This is a genomic window from Streptomyces polyrhachis, from assembly GCF_042663125.1.
In the GTDB taxonomy this organism is placed as follows: Bacteria; Actinomycetota; Actinomycetes; order Streptomycetales; family Streptomycetaceae; genus Streptomyces; species Streptomyces polyrhachii.
The window spans coordinates 27,071-47,490 of the sequence record NZ_JBHSZO010000026.1 but is presented as its reverse complement, the minus strand read 5'-3'; the positions used below and the strand labels follow the sequence as shown (position 1 = coordinate 47,490).

At 73.3% G+C, this 20,420-nt stretch carries 13 protein-coding genes; 3 read left to right on the top strand and 10 right to left on the bottom strand.

Features of this window, described 5'->3' with window-relative positions; translation table 11 throughout:
- Window positions 1-26 precede the first annotated feature (26 nt).
- The 10 genes from ACFQLX_RS17260 to ACFQLX_RS17215 form a co-directional block, all read right to left on the bottom strand.
- Window positions 27-977, bottom strand: a complete 951-nt coding sequence (locus tag ACFQLX_RS17260; protein ID WP_386416107.1) for a sortase — start codon at window positions 975-977, stop codon at window positions 27-29.
- Window positions 974-1,903, bottom strand: a complete 930-nt coding sequence (locus ACFQLX_RS17255; protein ID WP_386416105.1) for a hypothetical protein — start codon at window positions 1,901-1,903, stop codon at window positions 974-976. The genes ACFQLX_RS17260 and ACFQLX_RS17255 overlap by 4 nt, the downstream gene beginning before the upstream one ends.
- A 47-nt stretch (window positions 1,904-1,950) precedes the next feature.
- Window positions 1,951-3,795, bottom strand: a complete 1,845-nt coding sequence (locus ACFQLX_RS17250) for a WxL protein peptidoglycan domain-containing protein (protein ID WP_386416103.1) — start codon at window positions 3,793-3,795, stop codon at window positions 1,951-1,953.
- 181 nt (window positions 3,796-3,976) lie between these two features.
- Window positions 3,977-5,554 carry an Ig-like domain-containing protein gene (locus tag ACFQLX_RS17245; RefSeq protein WP_386416101.1) on the bottom strand — a complete coding sequence of 526 codons (1,578 nt, stop codon included), beginning with the start codon at window positions 5,552-5,554 and terminating at the stop codon, window positions 3,977-3,979.
- 59 nt (window positions 5,555-5,613) lie between these two features.
- A complete protein-coding gene (locus tag ACFQLX_RS17240; RefSeq protein WP_386416100.1) occupies window positions 5,614-6,615 on the bottom strand; it encodes a hypothetical protein in 1,002 nt (333 codons plus the stop codon).
- Between the two features lie 72 nt (window positions 6,616-6,687).
- Window positions 6,688-9,279, bottom strand: coding sequence for a hypothetical protein (locus ACFQLX_RS17235; protein ID WP_386416098.1), 2,592 nt, complete (start codon window positions 9,277-9,279; stop codon window positions 6,688-6,690).
- Complete coding sequence (pstS, locus tag ACFQLX_RS17230) at window positions 9,276-10,997, bottom strand: phosphate ABC transporter substrate-binding protein PstS (RefSeq protein WP_386416096.1); 1,722 nt, start codon at window positions 10,995-10,997, stop codon at window positions 9,276-9,278. Before pstS ends, ACFQLX_RS17235 begins: the two co-directional genes overlap by 4 nt.
- Before the next feature lie 61 nt (window positions 10,998-11,058).
- Complete coding sequence (pstA, locus tag ACFQLX_RS17225) at window positions 11,059-12,387, bottom strand: phosphate ABC transporter permease PstA (protein ID WP_386416094.1); 1,329 nt, start codon at window positions 12,385-12,387, stop codon at window positions 11,059-11,061.
- 1 nt (window position 12,388) lies between these two features.
- Window positions 12,389-13,450, bottom strand: coding sequence for a phosphate ABC transporter permease subunit PstC (gene pstC / locus ACFQLX_RS17220; protein ID WP_386416092.1), 1,062 nt, complete (start codon window positions 13,448-13,450; stop codon window positions 12,389-12,391).
- The gene (locus ACFQLX_RS17215; protein WP_386416090.1) at window positions 13,447-13,917 is read right to left on the bottom strand and encodes a hypothetical protein; all 471 of its coding nucleotides are present in this window, start codon (window positions 13,915-13,917) and stop codon (window positions 13,447-13,449) included. The genes pstC and ACFQLX_RS17215 overlap by 4 nt, the downstream gene beginning before the upstream one ends.
- Before the next feature lie 482 nt (window positions 13,918-14,399).
- Between ACFQLX_RS17215 and ACFQLX_RS17210 the strand changes: the two genes are divergently transcribed.
- The 3 genes from ACFQLX_RS17210 to ACFQLX_RS17200 all read left to right on the top strand — a co-directional run bounded on the left by ACFQLX_RS17210 (window position 14,400) and on the right by ACFQLX_RS17200 (window position 20,371).
- Window positions 14,400-15,149, top strand: coding sequence for a response regulator transcription factor (locus ACFQLX_RS17210; RefSeq protein WP_386416087.1), 750 nt, complete (start codon window positions 14,400-14,402; stop codon window positions 15,147-15,149).
- Between the two features lie 137 nt (window positions 15,150-15,286).
- Window positions 15,287-16,384, top strand: coding sequence for a sensor histidine kinase (locus ACFQLX_RS17205; RefSeq protein ID WP_386416200.1), 1,098 nt, complete (start codon window positions 15,287-15,289; stop codon window positions 16,382-16,384).
- A gap of 255 nt (window positions 16,385-16,639) precedes the next feature.
- Entirely contained in the window at window positions 16,640-20,371 is a 3,732-nt protein-coding gene (locus ACFQLX_RS17200) for a multifunctional oxoglutarate decarboxylase/oxoglutarate dehydrogenase thiamine pyrophosphate-binding subunit/dihydrolipoyllysine-residue succinyltransferase subunit (RefSeq protein ID WP_386416085.1), read from the top strand.
- Window positions 20,372-20,420 lie beyond the last annotated feature (49 nt).

The window sequence follows — 20,420 nt, the reverse complement described above, 5'->3', positions numbered from 1 at the left end:
TACGGGCCGCGGTCGCGTCGCGGCGCTCACAGCAGGTTCGGCAGCAGCATCAGCGCCGCGTCCGCCGCCGCCAGGCTCAGCGCGGCGAGGGCCGGCAGGCCGATCAGCCAGGCGTGCCCGCGGCCCAGCCGGGTGCGGATCCACACCAGGGCGGCCACCGCCAGCGCCAGCCCCTGCAGCCAGAGCACCAGCGGCATCCACGCCGACTCCTGGGCGCCCATGGCCCGTTCCTCCGCGGGGAGCGCGCCGGGTGCCACGGCGGGCTTGGCGCCGGGGACCGGGGCGGAGACCAGGTCGGCGTCGACGCGCAGCACGTCGGTGGGCAGGAAGGGGGTGCCGTCGGCGGTGACGAGCATCAACCGCCCCTTGCCGTCCGCCAGTACGGGCGGCTGCGGATCGCCGGCCCGGCGTACGGCGGTGACCCGGTAGCGGTGCGGGCGTTCGCTCTGGCCGGTGACGACCGTGAACTCCTCCCCCGGCAGCAGCTCCTTCAGCCGCCGGAAGGAGCCCCCGTACATCGCCTGGCGGGCGAAGACGACGCTGGTGCCCGCCTGTCCGGGCAGCGGGGTGTCGCGGCGGTGGCCGGGGCCCCGGGCGAGCTGCCCCGCGGTGGTGCCCTCGCGGACCACCTCGCGCAGCCGGATGCCGGGGATGTGCAGCACCGCCATCGGCACGCCGGGCGCCAGCGGGGTGACGCCCTCCGACGTGGCGGTGCTGACCGGGGCGGTGCCGGCGGCGAGTTGGGCGCGCAGGACGGCGTAGTCGACCTGGCGGTCGCGGCTGTGCTGGAGCGTGCCGAGCGGTCCGGCCTCGGCGACGACGGCGAGGAGCAGCACGGCCAGGATGATCAGCGCGGTGCCGACGGTGCGGGAGGCGGGGCCCGGCTGGTGGCGGGGGACGGGCGCGGGGCGCGGGGGCGGCGGGGCGCCGCCCGTCCGGTCGGGGCCGCTCCGGGGCGGTGTGAGGGTGGTCGTCACCGGTGCCGCCCGCCCGTCCGGTCGTCCGCGCTGCCGTCCGTACGGCCGCACGCCGGGCCCGTACCGCCGTCCGCCTCGTCCGCCCAGTGCGCGCGCAGGGACGCCCAGTCGGGGCGGCGCGCCCAGCGCATCGCCGCGGTGCCCGCCAGGACGAGGGCGGCGGCGAAACCGCTCAGCGCCAGGGCGTCGGAGCCGGTGTCCGCCAGGCCGCCGCCGTCGCCGTCGCCGTCACCGCCGCCGGAGCCGCCGCCGTCGACCTGGGTGGAGATGTCCTCCGTACCGCCGTCCGTACCGCTGCCCGCCGCCGGGTCGGTCGACGTGTCAACGGGGTCGGGGGTGGGCTCGTCGGTGGACGGCTCGGGGGTGGGGTCGGTCGGCGTGGCGGAGGGATCGGGGGTGGCGCTCGGGGTCGGGGTGGCGCTCGGGGTGGGTGTGCCGGTCGGGGTCGGTTCGCCGTTGGCCGGATCGGTGTTCTGCCAGGAGGTGTTGGAGGTGAACCAGATGGCGCCCTTGAACTCGCCGTAGTCGGCCTCGCCGAACATGGCCCGGCAGGTGACCGTGAACTCGTACCTCCCCTGCAGCGTGGTGACACCGGCCCTGTTGGCGAAACCCCGCATGTGCAGGGCGAGCGGTATCACCAGTCCGCCCTCCTGGGTCCAGGAGAGGTTGGGGATCTCGGTCAGGGTGGTGACCATCTCGCCGCTGCCGGGGAAGCCCGCACCCGTCATGAAGTTGACGATGTGGGTGGCCTCCGCGGGGCACTGGGCGGAGGTGTGGAGGTCGAAGAGTGTCTCGTCCGTCCCCTCGTTCACACTCGTGGTCAGGGTGCCCAGCGTCTCCGCGTGCGCGGTCGCGGGCAGGCACAGGGCGAGGGCGGCGGCGGCGAGCGCGAGGCCGGCCGGACGGGCGATTCGCTGGGACAACACGTTCTCGGTCTCCATTCTGGATCTGCGGATCGGCGGGGCGGACGCACTCAGTCGTCCCACTCCACCCGCCCCTCGGCCGCGGGGGCGGCCGGCCGCGTACGCCACCACCACGCGCCCCCGGCGAGCGCCAGGACGGCCGCGAGGGTCAGCGACAGCGCCGGTACGGGCACCCCGCCGCCCCCGTCCTCCCCCGCGACGGCCGCCGCGGGCGCGGCGGCGGGGTCCTTGGCGGGCGGGGCGGGAGCGGCGGAGGCGGGCGCGGCGGAGGGGTCCTCGGCGGGCGGGGCGGAGGGTGCGGCGCTCCCGGGGGCGGAGGCGGGCGCGCGCTCCACCCGGGCCCGGGTGCCGCCGCCGTACACGGTCGGGGAGGTGAAGGTGAGCGAGCCGGTGAACTCCCGCAGCGCCTTCTGCTGGAAGGGGTCCTTCAGGCATCGGACGGTGATGGTGTAGGTGCCCGTGAACTTCGCCACCCGGGCCATCGAGGCGAAGTCCCGCGGCATCGCGCCCAGCGGCAGTACGGGTCCTCCGCTGTCCCCCGGCGGGTAGATGGCCAGTTCGGAGAGGGTGACGACGATCTGCCCCTCGGCCGGGAAGCCCTTGCCGCGCATCCAGGCGATGACGTAGGTCGTACCGTCCGGGCAGGGCGCGGAGGGGGTCAGCGAGATGAGTGAGCGGTCGGTGCCCCTGCGCGGCGTGATGGTGAGCGAGCCGTCGGCCGCGCGGGCGGCCGGCGCGGGCAGCAGGGGGACGGCGAGCAGCGCGGCGAGGCAGGTGGCGAAGACCACGGCGGGGCGCGCCAGGGCACGGCGCCGGCGCAGGCGCCGTACCAGCCAGAGGGCGAGCGCCCCCAACGGAAGGACGAGCAGCCCGAGATACACCCAGGACACGGCCGCGAAGCCCTTCTCGTCGGTGACGGGTGTCAGCGCGCCGCGCGGGACGTCGCCCTTGACCGGCTTGGGGGTGACGACCACCGTCGCGGTGTCGCGGAAGGTCGGCAGCACGCCGCTCGCTTGGGCGGTGAAGGTCAGGGAGGCGCCGGGCAGCAGCTCGGGCAGCTCCTCGCGGTGGCCGGTGGCGCGCTGGGCCTGGAACCAGTCCGAGACGCGCACCGCCTGGGTGGCGCCCAGGCGTACGTTGCCGGTGTTGCGCACCGAGTAGGTGACGGTGGCGGTGCCGCTGCCGAAGGCGCTCGCCTCGTAGGAGGCACTGACCCGGTGCACGTCCAGCACCGACGTCAGCTCGCCGGCGACCCGGATGTAGAGCCGCGCGCCCACCCGCTGCTCGACGGCGACCCGGTCGCCGCCGGCGGTGGTACGCATCGCGCTGACGGAGGCCACGATGCCGCCGGCGTGGTCGCCCGGGGTGGCGTGCCGGGGGACGGTGAGGCGGAAGGGGACGATGGCCCGCGCGCCGGGGGCGAGGGTGAGGCGGCCCCGGCGGAGCTTCACCCAGGAACCGGCGTCCTTCGCCTTGTGCTTGGCGGCGAGCAGGTCGAAGCCGCCGTCGGGGGTGGTGAAGCCGTCGCCGGCGTACAGGCGCAGGGTCAGCGGCTTCCTGCCGTAGTTCAGTACGGCCACGTGGTCGGTGACGGTGGCGCCCGGCGTCACGCCGTAGCTGAGGTTCGGCCGCCGGTCGGGCTTGCGCGGCCCGGAGGGCTGCACGCCGAAGGTGGTGCGCCCCTCATCGGACCGCGACCACGCGACCGGGGCCGCGGTGGTGGTGGCAGCGGCGGCGGTGGCAGCGGCGGTGGCGGTGGCGGTGGCGGTCGGGCTGTGCGACCACGCCACGGGAGCGGTGGCCTGCGGTACGGGCCGCGCGCCGTCCGTCAGCAGCACCGCGAGGGCGAGCAGGCCGGCGAGGGCGGCGGCACGGGCAACCAGGTTCCTGATCATGGCGGTTCGTCCGATCGGGGCGGGGGTGACGAGAGGCGGGTACGGGGGGCCGGGGTGGGGCCCCGGAGGGACCGGGGTGGCGCCGCCGGGTGCGGCGCCACCCCGGTCCGTCAGCCGGGCGACGGTCGGTACGTCGTACGGACGGTTCCGCGACGGCGGTCAGGCAGCCGTCAGGCAGCCGTCAGATCGCCGTCAGCGTCAGCGTCGCCGTGTAGGTGCCGGCGACCGTCGACGTGGGCACGTTCAGCGCCAGGTCGGCACCGAAGTGCGCGGTGCCCAGCCCGGTGCCGACGGCCAGCGAGCGGGAGGACTTCAGACCCGCCGTACCGGGGTCGGATGCCTCGACGCCCGCCGCCGGGGCGACGACGGCGCCCGGGGTGGCGGTCTGGCCGGCGGCCTTGTCGATCACCTTGGGGGTCCAGCCGAGGTTCTGGCCGTTGATGACATGGCTGCCGCCGTCGGTGAAGTCCGTCACCTGGCCGCTCAGCGACCAGCCGGGGTTGCCGGCGCGGGTGTCGGTGAGCGTGACGGCGTTGATCGGGCCGGCGGTGGTCAGCAGCGTGGCGTCGCTGTTGAGCACCGGCGCCGGCAGGGTGACGTTCGGGTTCTCGACGCTGATGGCGAGCGCGCCGGACTCCACGGTGGTGGTGATGTTCTCGCCCGCCGACACGCCCTGGAAGGGGGTGACGCCGAAGGAGACCGGACCGGCGTCCGAGCCCAGGTAGGCGCCGGAGGACGGGGTGAAGACCGCCGAGAGGGCGTGGTCGCCCACGGCCAGCGCGCTGGTGGTCAGGACCGCCTGGCCGCCGGAGACGTTGACCGTGCCCAGCGTGGTGGTGGTGCCGCCCGCGGTGTCCTGGAACTTCACGGTGCCCGCCGCGCCGGCGGGCGTGACGGCGGCCGTCAGCGTCACCGGTGAGTGCTGGGCGGCGGAGTCGGCCGGGGAGACGGCCAGGGCCGTCGTGGTGGGCGTCGCCGGCACCGAGTTGACCTGGAGGGTCCGCGGCGTCGAGGAGGAGGCCCGGTAGGAGGTGGTGGAGGGGGTGAACTCGGCGGTCAGCGCGTGCGTGCCGGCGTCCAGGTTGCTGGTGGTCAGCTCCGCCCTGCCGCCGGAGACGTTGACCGGGCTGCCCAGTGCGTCGCCGTTGTCGCGGAACTGCACGGTGCCGCTCGCGCCCGCCGGGGTGATGTCGGCGGTGAGGGTCACCGCGGTGCCCTGGTCCACCGGGCCGGCGGCGCTCAGCGAGAGCGCGGTGGTGGTGTCGTTGACCGCGGTCGGGTCGCTGCTCTGGAACGTGGTCGGTGAGGTGAACCAGATCGATATGGCGAAGTCGCCGTACGAGTTCATGCCGAACAGGTCCTGGCAGTGGACGGTGAAGTCGTAGCGCCCGGAGAGGTCCGTGAACCCGCTCATGCTGGCGAAGTCCTGCATGTGCCGGGCCAGCGGGACGCTGAAGCCGCCGATGGTGTTGGCCGAGTAGTTCTCCTTCTCCGCGAGAGTGGAGACGATCACACCCTCCGGCGCCGTGAAGCCCGCACCCTTGACGAAGGTGACGACGTGCGTCGCCTCCTCCGGGCACATGGCGTCGGTGTCGAGGTCGAACAGCGTGTAGTTGCTGCCCGAGGACGGGTTGGCGGTACCGCCGCCGATGACGGTCGCCGCGGCGGCCGGGGGGGCGGCCAGCAGGGCGGCGCCGAGCGCCGCCGTGAGCGCCACCGCCGCACCGGCCACGGCGCGCGGAATTCTGTAGGTGAACACAGCTGTGCTCTCTCTTCCCTCAGTTCGACTGGCAGGTGGGTGGCGCAGGGACGCCCGGGTCACGACGTGCGCTTCGCGGTCGAGCCGCACTCGGGGCTGAGCGCGAAGCCGTAGCGCTGGATGACGGCCCGCTGCTGGCAGACCAGCGAGCCGGGCCCGACGAAGGTGGTGCTCCAGGGCGCGGTGCCCTCCTTCGCGGTCGGGATGACGTTGTAGACGTCGCGCTTGACCGTGAAGTCGCTGTTGAGCGTGGTCGGCGAGATGCCGTCGATCGAGCCCAGCAGCGCGGAGCCGCGGAAGTCGTTCATCGTGCCGCCGGCCTGCGCCTGGTACTGCGCGATGGAGAAGGGCACCAGGTCCTTGTTGCCGAGGAAGCGGCCGTCGTGCTCCTGGACCGGCACGCCGCCGGCCTTGTCCTTCAGGCAGGGGTACTGCCCGTTGGTGATCTGGGTCTCGGTGATGCCCATGGTCGACATCCAGAAGCTCCGGGTGCCGGAGCCCGACTGCGGCAGGTACGGGTTGATGGCGTAGTTCGGCGCGGTGCCCACGAACGCCGGGTCGCAGTGGTAGATCGCCTGCAGCTGCGCCATCGTCAGCTTGCGCGGCACGGTGGAGGACGAGGCGACGGCGTAGGTGAGGCCATCGGTGGCCATGGGGACGTAGGTCAGCCCCACGGGCGCCGCCGTCAGGTTGAGGCTGGAGGAGCGGGCGAAGTCGATGCACCCGTTCCCGGCCACCTGCGAGTTGATCAGGGCGGTCCGGCCGGCGCCCGAGCCGTTGGGACGTGCGAGGTCCTTGCAGGCCGGCTTGGCGACGGGGTCCTTGGTGGTGATGGTCGCCGAACCGGTCGCGTCGTACGAACCGATCACTCTGACGCCGTTGACCGTGACGGCGGCGGCCAGTCCGTTGCCCACGCCCTCGGTGGTGTCGGAGCCGACACCGGCCAGGTCGCGGTACTGCGGGGAGCCGCTCGGGTCGGCGATGGCCATACCCGTGCCGATGCTCCCGGCGATGAGACAGGCGCCCGCCAGGACGGTCGCGAGCCTTCGTCGCTTGTTCATGTGCTACTCACCTCTTAGGCTGAAGCCGGGTGGTGCCCGGCGCAGTTGTGGTCTTTCGTTGGCGCGAGAGGGTCATTCGGTCGCGGGCACCACCTCCGGGCCGTGGGGTGTCCCCTGCTCGCCGGGCGCGGGGAGGGGTGCTGTTCTCCCCGACCGCCGGGCCGCGGCCAGCCGCGGCGCGATCCTGGGCAGCAGCGGTCCGCAGACCGCGGCTGCCAGTCCGGTGATCAGGGCGATCAGGAGCGCGAAGCGGACCGCGCCGAGCAGGTGCCCGGGTGTGGAGGCGGTCGGCTGCGCATCGGCTACGGGCACGGGGGCGGCGGAGTCGCCGCCCGCCGGGGTGCCCGCGGCGCCGTCGTCCCCGGAGGCGCCCGTGGCGCCGTCACCGCCGCCGGAGGTGTCCGTACCGCCGACGCCGCCCGCATCGCCGCCGCCGGCGGTGGAGGTGCCCGAGGCGCCCTGGGTGGCCGAGCCGTCGTCGGGGCCGGGGGTGGAGTGCGGGCCGGTCCCGGCGCGGGCGCGCAGGGCGTCGGCCGCGCCGGCGGTCTGCGCGCGCAGCCCCTCGGGCAGCGGGACGTAGCCCGCGGGGAGGGTGCCGTTCGCCGTGCCGGGGCGCTGGCCGTCACCCACCGCGTAGTCCAGGAGCGCCGCGTAGTCCGCGCCCTCCGCCTTGGTCAGCCTCTCCGGCACCGTGGCCGCGTACGACAGCAGCGGCAGCGGATACGCCTGGGGGTCCTTGGCGGTGGGGACGGTGGAGAGCACGCCGGGGACGCCGCTGGGGCGCATCGCGGCGGCGCCCGCGAGCAGCGAACGCCCGGTCGGGGCGACGAAGTTGCCGGCGGCGTTCTGCAGCCGGGCGGTGACCAGGCCGTAGCGGGCGGCGGAGGTGGTGTCGGTGACACCGAGGAGGGCGCGCTGGCCGGCCGCCTGCGGGGGGCTCTTCTTGTAGCCGGGTACGGAGGTGCCGGGGCTGCCCGGGTCCCACTCCATCCGGGCCAGGGTGTCGCCCCGGGCCACTGAGCGCGCGGTGGTGTGCATGTCGAGGGCGTAGGGGTGGCGGTCGATGGTGCACAGCGGGTTGTCGGGGCGGTCGTCGAACCGCACGCAGAAGGGGTCGCTCTTGGGGAAGTCGCTGATCGGCAGGGCGAGGTCCCGGTAGTTAGGGTTGACCTTCATCCCGGTGTAGGACTCCTCGCCGTGCTCGCCCTTGGTGTCGGGGATGCCGTTGAGGAACTCGCGGGCCGCCGGATCGGAGTTGATCCACTCCCAGAGCTGCCAGGTCGAGTCCGCGATGCTCTGCGGCACCATGGCGTCGCCGAGCGCGCCGTTGAAGTCCAGCCCCTCGAAGTCGGGGTTGTGCTCCAGGAACTCCGGGTCGCCCATCAGGTTGAGCGGGTTGCCCCGGGTGCTCTCGGCGAAGGGGTGGTTGCCGAAGCCGTAGGACTGGGTGAGCAGTTTCGCCACCAGGCGGGGGGTGAGGTTGAGCGAGGTGATCCGGTTGCCGTCGCGCGAGCGCACCTCCTCGGGCGCGCCGGAGGGGGACCGGCTCTCGATGAAGAACGCCAGGGTGAGCCCGGAGAGCGCGACGGGCGCGTAGAGGGGCTCGGCGCCCTGCGGCAGCGTGTCCAGGGGGGCGGGGCGGTTGAGGAAGACCAGCCGGGGGTCGTCCGAGGCGAGCCGGGAGCGGGCGGTGTCATCGGAGAGCTGGTTGAAGCCGTAGACGGTCCTGCGCGCGCCGGCGCACAGGGTGGGCTGCCAGCGCAGCACCGCCTCCGCTATCAGCTCGTGCCCGGAGGTGGGCCGCTCGGCCGCGCCGAGGGGGCAGTGGATGCCGATCGGCTCGAACTCCAGTGGTACGACCAGCCGTTGGGCCCAGTTGCTGGGGCTGAGCGGGGAGGAGGCGAGCATGCCGTTGTCCCCGTCGGTGCGGTACGGGCCGCCGCTGACCTCCTTCTCGCCGCGCGGTACGACCACCAGCCAGCAGCCGCGCGGTTTCGCACCGGCCGCGGCGACCTCCCCGCAGCCCAGGCCCGGGGCCTCGGCGCTGGTCTGCATCTCGAAGAAGACCTCGCCCCTCCCGGAGTTCCCGGTGCGGGCGTAGGGCACCTCGTTGGTGGAGTTGAGGTCGTAGAAGGCGTTGTAGTTGCCCTCGTGCTCCTCGCCGTCCGGGGTGCGGAACGGCATCCACCGCGGTGGTGCCTCGCCGTCCCGCCAGGCCGTGTCCCGCAGGCCGCCGTAGTCGAGTTGGCGGGTGTTGGTCCAGGCGCCCGCCTGCCGGCTCGGCAGTCCGGGGCCGGCGGCGGCGCTGCCGCCGAACTGGCACTGCTCGGGGTCGGGGCCGCTCTCCTTCTCGCCCCAGCACTGCATGATCTGCAGGTAGTCGGCGGCGTACCTGGTGTCGTCGATCGTGGGTGCGGCGCCCTTCCAGGACACCTTGACGATCTGGTTGACCAGCTGCCTGGTCTGCGCGACGGTCACCTCGAGGTCCGCGAAGTCGCCGGCGCCCCGTACGGTGCGGGCGGAGCCGCTGTCGGCGAGCGCCTGCGGGCCGGGGGCCAGCAGCGCCGCCGGGAGGGCCAGCGCGAAGGCGGCCAGGGCGGGGAGCAGAACGCGGATCGGGCGGCGGATCGGGCCGCGGATGCGGCGGAGCGCGGGGCGCTTCATCGCTGTCCTCCCTTCAGGCGGCGGGCGAGCAGCGGCGGACCGAAGGTGAGGCCCACCAGCAGCACGCCGCCGATGACCATGAGTGCGGTGCGCAGGCCGCCGCTGATGGCGGCGGAGGTGGTCACCGGTACGGCGAACGCCTCACCGCCGCCGTCCTGCGAACCGCCGCCCGTGTCCGCGCCGTTGACGGGCAGGCCGGTGTCGGGGTCGATGGCGCCGGTGGCGGAGCCGCCGTCCGTGCCGCCGCCGTCGGCCCCGCCCGTACCGCCCCCGTCCGCGCCGGTGGTGGAGCCGCCGCCCGATGAGCCGCCGGTGGCGGAGCCTCCGTTCGAGGAGCCGCCGCCCGAGCCCCCGTTGCCGCCGCCCGAGCCGTTGACCTGGGTGGGCTGCGTGGCGCCGCCGGTGCCGGTGGAGCACTGCGTGGGGCCCTTCTTGTCGCAGGCCGGCGGGCGCGGGGCGGTGCGCGCGAGGGTGTTGGTGCCGTCGGAGGAGAAGGTGGGGTTGCGGCAGCCCTGGAGGTTGATGCGCTGGGCGTCGACCCCGGGGATCTTCTTGACCTGCTCGAAGCCGGCCTTGACGAGGTTGACGGGCAGCGGCGAGTAGCCGAGGTCGTCGACGTTGCGCTGGCCCTCGCAGAGGAAGTAGTAGGCGAAGGCGCCCAGCGAACGCCCCTTGGCCTCACTGAAGTTGTTCTCCACCGCGGTGGGGACGATCATGTAGCTGTAGCTGGAGAGCGGGTAGACGCGCGGGTCGGTGCTCTGCGTGTAGACCGGGTGCAGCTTCTGGGTCAGGTAGCGGGGCGAGGACCTGTCCGTCTCGATCTGCGCGTGGGTCAGGGCGACGGCCACGTTGGAGGCGGTGGGCTCGACGTAGTAGCCGTTCTCGTTGAGCACCTTGGCCACCGGGAAGCCGGTGGTCTCCTTGGCGTAGGAGTACTCGACGTAGGTGATCGTGCCGACGTTGGCCGGGCCGGCCACGTAGCCGGCCACGCCGCTGGAGCCGGACTGGGCGACGAAGCCCAGCCCGCTCGCGGTGGGGTAGTTCGAGGTGGTCCCGCAGGGCATCGTGCTGACGCCGGCCCGCTTGCAGTACGCGTCCCAGATCCCGCCGTGCCGGTCGGCCAGCCAGGTGGTGAACTGCGCGGTCGTACCCGAGCCGTCGGAGCGCACCACGGGCACGATCCGGCGGGCGGGCAGCGCGGCGGCCAGGCCCGGGTTGTCGGCCTTGATCGCGGGGTCGTTCCAGGTGCGGATGCCGCCGGTGAAGATCTTGGCGATGACCTGGCCGGACAGGCGCAGGTTCGTCACCCGCTTCCCCGCGATCCTCAGGTTGTACATGAACGCCGTACCGCCGGCCACGATCGGCATGTACGCGTACCTGCGCGGCGGCGGCTGGTCGACGACGCCGTTGTCCTTGATGCCGTACGGGATCTCCGAGACGGCGAAGTCGACGGTGCCGTTGCGGAACTGGTTGCGGCCGTCGGAGGAGCCCGTACCGGAGTAGTTGACGGTCATGCCGTACTGCTTGACGTTGGCCCGCCACTGGTCCAGCGCGTTCTGGCTCCAGGTCGAGCCGGCGCCGGAGACCTTCACGTAGCCCGCCGCGAAGGCGGGCGAGGTGGGGAGCTGGTGGCAGAGCACGACCAGGGCGGCCAGCAGGGCCGTCAGCAGTGGGCGGGCCACCGCCCTGGCCCGGCGGGCAGGCGCGGTTCGTGACATGAGGGGTGACTCCCGGTCGTCGGTGGTGCGGGGGCGGATGCGGGCTCGTACGGGGCGCGGCTCAGCCGTCGCCGCCGGTCGGGGCGGGCGGGGGGTCGGCCGCCGTACGGGCCCGGGCGCGGCCCGCGATGCGCCGCGCGTCGCGGTAGGAGCGGCGGGCCCGGCGGCGGCGCTGGCCGCGGCTCAGGTGGCCGGGGGCGCGCCCGCCGATGAGGCGGGCCACCACGAAGAGCACCAGCACCAGCGCCAGCAGCAGGGCGGCGGCGCCGAAGCCGCGGGCGATGGCGTCGGGTTGGGGCGAGCGCACCAGTTCGAACGTGGCCAGCGGCAGCGAGACCTGCGGTCCGGAGAAGGGGTCGGCGTTGAGTCCGGCCGCGTAGCCCGCCGTGAGCAGCACCGGGGAGGTCTCGCCGATACCGCGCGCGGCGCCCAGGATGACGGCGGTGGTCAGCCCGGAGCGGGCGGTGGGCAGCACGACCGTCCACACGGTGCGCCACTGGCTCGCGCCCAGCGCCAGCGAGGCCTCCCGCAGCGAGCCGGGGACCAGGCGGATGACCACGTCCGAGGCGCGGATGATGATCGGCAGCATCATCACCGACAGCGCCAGGGCGGCGGCGAAGCCGGACTTGTCCAGGTGGAAGAAGAGGTTGCCGGCCTGGTGCTGCTTGAGCGTGAAGATGATCACCGCGTAGACGAACAGGCCCGCCACGATGGACGGCAGCGCGGTCATCGCCTCGACGATGGTGCGCACGAAGCGGGCGTAGCGGCCGGGCATCTCGTTGAGGAAGACCGCGCAGGCGATCCCCAGCGGGATGGTGACCGCCAGCGCCAGGCCGATCTGCTCCAGCGTGCCGACGACGGCGTGCAGCATGCCGCCCCTGGTCAGCGGGTCCTGGGGGCCGGCGGAGGAGAGGTCCTGGGTGAGGAAGTTCAGGTGCCCCAGCGCACGGTGGCCGCGCCACAGGGCGTAGAGGATGACGAAGGCCAGCGCGGCGAGCAGCAGCAGCGCCAGGCTGTGCCAGACCACGGCGGCGATCCGGTCGCGTACCGTCACCCGGTTGTTGTCGAAGGAGACGAGTGCCCCGTAGGCCAGGACGAAGAGCGTGTACGCCACCGCGGTGAAGCCCAGCGGGGCGTCGAAGGGGGCGATGCGGGCGAAGACCAGCCAGGTCAGCGAGAGCGCGGCCGCCAGCGCGCCGAGCAGCGCGAGGACGTCCTCCCGGTGCACGGTGGCGGTGCTGCGCCGGGGCTCCTCGCCGGCGGGGCGGGCGGGGCGGACCACGATGGTGGTGACCTTGGCCCGACTCCCGTCCGGTGCGGCCCCGTTGGGGTGCGCCGTGCCGGACGGCGCCGTGCCGGGCGGTGTCTGGTCGGTCAGCGTCTCGGGCATCTCAGGCCTCCGCCCCCGCCCCGGCGCGGGAGCGCGCGGTGATCGAGGAAGCGATGAAGTTGACGACGAGCGTCAGGACGAAGAGCGCGAGGCCGGCGGCCATCAGCGCGGAGATCCCCTCGGGGCTGGAGGAGCCGTAGCGCAGGGCGATCAGCGAGGAGACGGAGTTGGTGCCGTTCTGCAGGAGGTGCGGCTGGATCTCGAAGACCGGCGAGATGATCATGTAGACGGCGATCGTCTCGCCCAGCGCCCGCCCCAGGCCCAGCATCGTGCCGCCGATGATGCCGCCGCGCCCGTACGGCAGGACGACCGCGCGGATCATGCCCCAGCGGGTGGAGCCCAGCGCCAGCGCCCCCTCCCGCTCCCCGGACGGTGCCTGGGAGAACGCCTCGCGCATCACCGAGCAGGCGATGGGGGTGACCATCAGCGCCACCACCAGGCCGGCGATGAAGGTGGAGGAGGTGTAGACGGTGGCGGTGGCCAGCGGGTCGCGCGGGTCGGCGCCGTCGACCTCGAAGAGGGGGATCCAGGAGAAGTACGTGGAGATCCAGCGCGCCAGGCCCACCACGTGGGTCTGGAAGAAGAAGAACCCCCACAGCCCGTAGACCACGCTGGGCACCGCGGCCATCAGGTCGACCAGGCTGATCAGCGTGGAGCGGATCCGGCGCGGGGCGTACTCGGAGATGTAGAGCGCGGTGCCCAGCGCCAGCGGCAGCGCGCAGGAGACGGCGACCAGGCCGATCAGGCAGGTGCCGGTGAGGACCGCGGCGATGCCGAACCGCCCCGAGTCGGGGTTCCACTCGGCGGTGGTCAGGAAGGAGAAGCCGGCCACGTCCAGGGCCCTGGACGCCTGGTAGGCCAGGAAGCCGCCGACCAGCAGCATGATCGCCAGTACCGCGCTGCCGCTGCCGCCGGCCAGCACCCTGAAGGCCCGGTCGGCCGGTCCCAGAGCGCCGCGTATCGCCCGCGGCCGGTCGGCGGCAGCCCCGTCGGGGCTGCCGGGGCTGCCGGGGCTGCCGGGGCCGTCCCACACGACGGGCGGCTGCGCGGTGCGCCTGCTCATCGGCCCTCCCCCACCGCGAGCGAGCGCGGGGCGCGGCCGTCGCCCGGGGCCGGTCTGAGCCGGGTGCCCAGGTGCAGGTCGCGCAGCCGGGGCCGCACCGACACCCCCTCGGGGAGTACGGCAGCGGGCAGCGCGGCGAGGAACTGGCCGAGGTTGTACTGGGCCTCGCGCTGGCGCCGGTACGGGCGCGGCGCGACGGCCACCAGCCGCTTGTCGAGCGCGACGCGCCAGGCCCACATGCCCATGCCCCCGGCCATCGCCAGCACCGGGCACAGCCGCGCCGCCTGCGCGCGCAGTTCCGCCACCTCCGCCCGGCAGGTCGCCAGGTCGGCCAACGCGGCGGCGGCGCGCCCCAGTTCGCGGTTGTTGCCGCCGACCAGCCGCCAGGTCACCCCGGTGACCGGCTCCCCCCCGCCGTCCTCGCCGGTCGCGACGGTCGGTACGTACAGAAAACGCGGTCCAGCCATGGGCCCCACCCCCTCCGCCGCCGGTACGCGCGCCAAGCCCCCTCGGCGGACCTCCGCCGCGTGCGTGCAGCGTGCGTGCCGGGCGTCGCTGGTACATCCCGCGGCGGAGGTCCGTCGGCGGAGCCCGGTGCCACACGTCCGGGTTCACTGACGAGCCAGACAGTTCCGGCGAACGGGGTGGCTTCGCTCACGTCAAGTTGAAGGCCGGACGGACTCCGGGTGAACGGACCCGGACGGGGCCTTCACAGGGAATTCGCAGGGAGCGAACGTCGCCGTACGCACCTCTTCGAGCACCGTCCGTGACGCAAGCGGTAGCCGAACCCCCGGTACGGGCCCGGCCGGAGGACCGCCGCCACCTGGGCGGACGGCCGCCGGCGCAGGGTTGTCCACAGGCCGTAGCCGCGCGCCCGGGGCGCCGCATACCCTGCGTGTCAGCACCACAGGCACGGCACCACAGGCACCGCGAGACCGGGGGGCAGGCCATGACACAGGCACACACCCAGCCGTACGCCCGTCCGCCCGACGGGCCGGCGGGCGTCCCGCAGCGGCGCGTGCTGGTCGTGGAGGACGATCCGACGATCGGTGAGGCGGTCGTCGCGCGGCTGAAGGCGGAGGGTTTCGCGGTCCGCGGCGCGCAGGACGGTCCCGCCGCGGTCGCCGCCGCCGCGGAGTGGGAGCCGGACCTGCTGGTCCTGGACGTCATGCTGCCCGGCTTCGACGGGCTGGAGGTCTGCCGGCGCGTCCAGGCCCGCCGGCCGCTGCCGGTGCTGATGCTCACGGCCCGCGACGACGAGACGGACATGCTGGTGGGCCTCGGCGTGGGCGCCGACGACTACATGACCAAGCCCTTCTCCATGCGCGAGCTGGCCGCCCGGGTCCACGTGCTGCTGCGCCGGGTGGAGCGCGCCGCCGCGGCGGCCGCCGCCCCGCGCCCGGGAGCCGTGCTGCGGCTGGGCGCGCTGGAGATCGACCACGCCGAGCGCCGGGTGCGGGTGGCCGGCGAGGACGTCCACCTCACGCCCACCGAGTTCGAGCTGCTGGTCTGCCTGTCCTGCCGGCCGCGCGCGGTGCTCTCCCGCGAGCAGCTGCTGGTCGAGGTCTGGGACTGGGCGGACGCCTCGGGCACCCGGACGGTCGACAGCCACATCAAGGCGCTGCGCCGCAAGATCGGCGCCGAGCGCATCCGCACCGTGCACGGCGTGGGCTACGCGCTGGAAGTGGACCCGGCGTGAGCGCGCGCGCCTCTTCCCCAAGCTCTTCGAGCAGGGGATACCCCACGCCCAGCTCTTCGAGGAGGGGATACCCCGTGCCGAGCTCTTCGGGCCGCGGGTATCCCGCGCCCGCCGCGGGCAGGCAGTGTCCCGGAGCGCTGCGGCGCCTGTGGGTGGCGCTGCGCCCGGTGGACCCGATGCGCTCGGTGAAGGCGGCGCTCAGCGCCCTGGTCATCGGCTCTGTGATCATTGCCACCGGGCTGGTGTACGTGGCGATCGTCTCCTCCACCCAGCTGCGGATCATCACGGTCTTCTCCCTCGTCGCCTCCCTGCTGCTCACGCAGTTCGTCGCCCAGCGGCTCACGGCCCCGCTGAGCGAGATGACCGAGGTGACCCGGTCCATGGCGCACGGGGACTACAGCCGGCGGATGACTGCGGGGCGGCTCGACGAGTTCGGCGAGCTGGCGCGGAGCTTCAACCGCATGGCCGCCGACCTGGAGGCGGTCGACCGCCACCGCAAGGAGCTGGTGGCCAACGTCTCGCACGAGCTGCGCACCCCCATCACCGCCCTGCGCGCGGTCCTGGAGAACGTGGTGGACGGCGTCTCCACGGCCGACCCCGACACCATGCGCACCGCGCTGCGGCAGACCGAGCGCCTCGGCCGGCTGGTGGAGCAGCTGCTCGACCTCTCGCGGCTGGACTCCGGCGCGGTCCCGCTGCGGGCGCGGAGCTTCGAGGTCTGGCCGTACCTCTCCGGGGTGCTGCGCGAGGCGGGCATGGCCGCCGCCGGCTCCTCGCGCAGCACGCCCGCCTCGCGCGGCGACGTGAGCCTGCACCTGGACGTCCAGCCGCCGGGGCTGACCGCGCACGCCGACACCGAGCGCCTCCACCAGGTCGTGGCGAACCTCGTCGACAACGCCGTCAAGCACAGCCCGCCGCACGGCCGCGTCACGGTCAGCGCCCGCCGCGGCGCGACGCCGACGAGCCTGGCGCTGGAGGTGCTGGACGAGGGCCCGGGCATACCGGAGGAGCAGCGCCACCGGGTCTTCGAGCGCTTCACCCGGGGCTCGACCGAGGCCACCCGTCCGGGTGCCCTGCGCGACGGGGGCACGGGGCTGGGGCTGGCCATCGCCCGCTGGGCGGTGGACCTGCACGGCGGCCTGATCGGGGTGGCGGAGTCCCCCCGCGGCTGCCGTATCCAGGTCAGCCTGCCGGGCAGACCGGGCAGGCCGGTCAGGCCGGTCAGCGCGGACTGAGCCGGGGGCCGGCCGCGGGAGACCGGTCGCCCAGGGCCGGTCGCGGGAGGACTACGGGAAGCGGTGTCCCTACGCTGCGTTGCGACGCGTAGGCAAACCTCATGTGTTTCCCGGCCTGTTTGCGAACCAAACCATAAATTCTTTGTGACTTAGGCGACTGGAGGCGGGTGGGGCCTGCACGGACCCGGCGGGGAGGCGTAGCCTTGTTCTCCGCTGTCCATCACCTATGTGAAGCGGAAGAGGGCGGATACCGCCGTGTCGTCACAGTCTCTGAATAGCGTCTCGACCGAAGACCCCAGCCAGGGCCCGGACCCGGCCACCGCGTTCGGGCCGAACGAGTGGCTGGTAGACGAGATCTATCAGCAGTACCTCCAGGACCCCAACTCGGTCGACCGGGCCTGGTGGGACTTCTTCGCCGACTACAAGCCGAGCGCGTCCCCCGCCGAGCTGGCGGAGTCCGCCAACGCCGCGCCGACCGCCGTGCCCGCCGCGGGCCCGGCCGCCGCGCCCGCGCCGCAGGCCGCGCCCCCGAAGGCCGCGCCCGCCCAGAGCGCCGCCCCGGCCGAGCGCCCGGCGCCCACGCCGAAGGCCGCCGTCAAGGCGCCCAAGGCCGTCGGAGGCGCCGAGCTGGTCCCGCTCAAGGGCCCCTCCGCCGCCGTCGCGAAGAACATGAACGCCTCGCTGGAGATGCCCACGGCCACGTCCGTGCGCGCCGTCCCGGTGAAGCTGCTCTTCGACAACCGCATCGTCATCAACAACCACCTCAAGCGCGCCCGGGGCGGGAAGGTCTCCTTCACCCACCTCATCGGCTACGCCATGGTGCGGGCGATGAAGCTGATGCCGTCGATGAACAACTCCTTCGCCGAGGTGGACGGCAAGCCCACCCTCGTCAAGCCCGAGCACGTCAACCTGGGCCTGGCCATCGACCTGGTGAAGCCCAACGGCGACCGCCAGCTCGTGGTCGCGGCGATCAAGGAAGCCGAGACGCTCGACTTCTTCGAGTTCTGGCAGGCGTACGAGGACATCGTCCGCCGGGCCCGCACCAACAAGCTGACGATGGACGACTTCACCGGGGTGACGGTCTCGCTGACCAACCCCGGCGGCATCGGCACCGTCCACTCCGTCCCGCGCCTCATGCCCGGCCAGTCGGTGATCATGGGCGTCGGCGCGATGGAGTACCCGGCGGAGTTCCAGGGCACCTCCCAGGACACCCTGAACAAGCTGGGCATCTCCAAGGTCATGACGCTGACCTCGACGTACGACCACCGGGTCATCCAGGGCGCGGCGTCCGGCGAGTTCCTCCGCGTCGTCGCCAACCTGCTGCTCGGCGAGAACGGCTTCTATGACGAGATCTTCGAGGCGCTGCGCATCCCCTACGAGCCGGTCCGCTGGCTCAAGGACATCGACGCCTCCCACGACGACGACGTCACCAAGGCCGCCCGCGTCTTCGAGCTGATCCACTCCTACCGGGTCCGCGGCCACGTCATGGCCGACACCGACCCGCTGGAGTACCGCCAGCGCAAGCACCCCGACCTCGACATCACCGAGCACGGGCTGACGCTGTGGGACCTGGAGCGCGAGTTCGCCGTCGGCGGCTTCGCCGGCAAGTCGATGATGAAGCTCCGCGACATCCTCGGCGTGCTGCGCGACTCGTACTGCCGCACGACCGGCGTCGAGTACATGCACATCCAGGACCCCAAGCAGCGCAAGTGGCTGCAGGAGCGCATCGAGCGCCCGCACTCCAAGCCCGAGCGCGAGGAGCAGCTGCGCATCCTGCGCCGGCTGAACGCCGCGGAGGCGTTCGAGACCTTCCTGCAGACGAAGTACGTGGGCCAGAAGCGCTTCTCGCTGGAGGGCGGCGAGTCCGTCATCCCGCTGCTGGACGCCGTGATCGACGCCGCCGCCGAGGCCCGCCTCGACGAGGCCGTCATCGGCATGGCCCACCGCGGCCGGCTCAACGTCCTGGCGAACATCGTGGGCAAGTCGTACGCGCAGATCTTCCGCGAGTTCGAGGGCAACCTCGACCCGCGCTCGATGCACGGCTCCGGCGACGTGAAGTACCACCTGGGCGCCAACGGCACCTTCACCGGCCTGGACGGCGAGCAGATCAAGGTCTCGCTCACCGCCAACCCCTCGCACCTGGAGGCGGTCGACCCGGTCCTGGAGGGCGTCGCCCGCGCCAAGCAGGACATCATCGGCAAGGGCGGCACGGACTTCACCGTCCTGCCGATCGCCCTGCACGGCGACGCGGCCTTCGCCGGCCAGGGCGTCGTGGCCGAGACGCTGAACATGTCGCAGCTGCGCGGCTACCGCACCGGCGGCACGGTGCACGTGGTCATCAACAACCAGGTGGGCTTCACCGCCCCCCCGGAGTCGGCCCGCTCCTCGATGTACGCCACCGACGTGGCCCGCATGATCGAGGCGCCGATCTTCCACGTGAACGGCGACGACCCGGAGGCCGTGGTCCGCGTGGCCCGGCTGGCCTTCGAGTTCCGCCAGGCGTTCAACAAGGACGTCGTCATCGACCTCATCTGCTACCGGCGCCGCGGGCACAACGAGTCCGACAACCCGGAGTTCACCAACCCGCAGATGTACGCGCTGATCGACAAGAAGCGCTCGGTGCGCAAGCTCTACACCGAGTCCCTGATCGGCCGCGGCGACATCACCATGGAGGAGGCGGAGCAGGCGCTCCAGGACTTCCAGGGCCAGCTGGAGAAGGTCTTCACCGAGGTCCGCGACGCCTCCGCCGCGCCCGCCCCGGTGCACACCCCGCCCGTACTGCCGGAGTTCCCGGTCGCCTCGGACACCGCGATCTCCCAGGAGGTCGTCAAGCGGATCGCCGAGTCCCAGGTCAACGTCCCCGACAACGTCACCGTGCACCGCCGGCTGCAGCCGCAGCTCCAGCGCCGCGCGGCGATGGTCGAGGACGGCACGATCGACTGGGGCATGGGCGAGACCCTCGCCATCGGTTCGCTGCTGCTGGAGGGCACCCCGGTGCGCCTCGCGGGCCAGGACTCCCGCCGCGGCACCTTCGGCCAGCGCCACGGCGTGCTGGTCGACCAGGTGACCGGCGAGGACTACACCCCGCTGAACTACCTGGCCGAGGGCCAGGCCCGCCTGAACGTCTACGACTCGCTGCTGAGCGAGTACGCGGCGATGGGCTTCGAGTACGGCTACTCCCTCGCCCGCCCCGAGTCGCTGGTGATGTGGGAGGCGCAGTTCGGCGACTTCGTCAACGGCGCGCAGACCGTGGTGGACGAGTTCATCTCCTCCGCCGAGCAGAAGTGGGGCCAGACCTCCGGCGTCACGCTGCTGCTGCCGCACGGCTACGAGGGCCAGGGACCGGACCACTCCTCCGCGCGCATCGAGCGCTTCCTGCAGATGTGCGCGCAGAACAACATGACGGTCGCGATGCCCACGCTCCCGTCGAACTACTTCCACCTGCTGCGCTGGCAGGCGCACAACCCGCACCACAAGCCCCTGGTGGTCTTCACGCCGAAGTCGATGCTGCGCCTGAAGGCCGCCGCCTCGAAGGCGGAGGAGTTCACCACCGGCGGCTTCCGTCCGGTGATCGGGGACGACTCGGTCGACCCGCAGGCGGTCCGCAAGGTCGTCTTCTGCTCCGGCAAGGTCTACTACGACCTGGACGCCGAGCGGGTCAAGCGCGGGGACACCCAGACGGCGATCATCCGGCTGGAGCGGCTCTACCCGCTGCCCAGCGCGGAGATCCAGGCGAAGCTGGCGAAGTACCCGAACGCGGAGAAGTTCGTCTGGGCCCAGGAGGAGCCGGCCAACCAGGGCGCGTGGCCGTTCATCGCGCTGAACCTGATCGACCACCTCGACCTGGTCCTGGGCTCCGACCCGGTGCCCAACGCCGACCGGCTGCGCCGCGTCTCGCGCCCCTCGTCGTCCTCCCCCGCCGTGGGCTCCGCCAAGCGCCACCAGGCGCAGCAGGCGGCGCTGGTGGCGGAGGTCTTCGACCTCTGAGCGGTTCGAGCGCCCACCATGGCCGGGGCCCGTGCGGAGAGCCGCACGG

Excerpts from the sequence above, each read along its gene's own strand:
- ACFQLX_RS17250 (WP_386416103.1), bottom strand. The coding sequence starts at position 3,795 with ATGATCAGGAACCTGGTTGCCCGTGCCGCCGCCCTCGCCGGCCTGCTC.
- ACFQLX_RS17240 (WP_386416100.1), bottom strand. The coding sequence starts at position 6,615 with ATGAACAAGCGACGAAGGCTCGCGACCGTCCTGGCGGGCGCCTGTCTC.
- ACFQLX_RS17235 (WP_386416098.1), bottom strand. The coding sequence starts at position 9,279 with ATGAAGCGCCCCGCGCTCCGCCGCATCCGCGGCCCGATCCGCCGCCCG.
- pstS (WP_386416096.1), bottom strand. The coding sequence starts at position 10,997 with ATGTCACGAACCGCGCCTGCCCGCCGGGCCAGGGCGGTGGCCCGCCCA.
- pstA (WP_386416094.1), bottom strand. The coding sequence starts at position 12,387 with ATGCCCGAGACGCTGACCGACCAGACACCGCCCGGCACGGCGCCGTCC.
- pstC (WP_386416092.1), bottom strand. The coding sequence starts at position 13,450 with ATGAGCAGGCGCACCGCGCAGCCGCCCGTCGTGTGGGACGGCCCCGGC.
- ACFQLX_RS17215 (WP_386416090.1), bottom strand. The coding sequence starts at position 13,917 with ATGGCTGGACCGCGTTTTCTGTACGTACCGACCGTCGCGACCGGCGAG.
- ACFQLX_RS17210 (WP_386416087.1), top strand. The coding sequence starts at position 14,400 with ATGACACAGGCACACACCCAGCCGTACGCCCGTCCGCCCGACGGGCCG.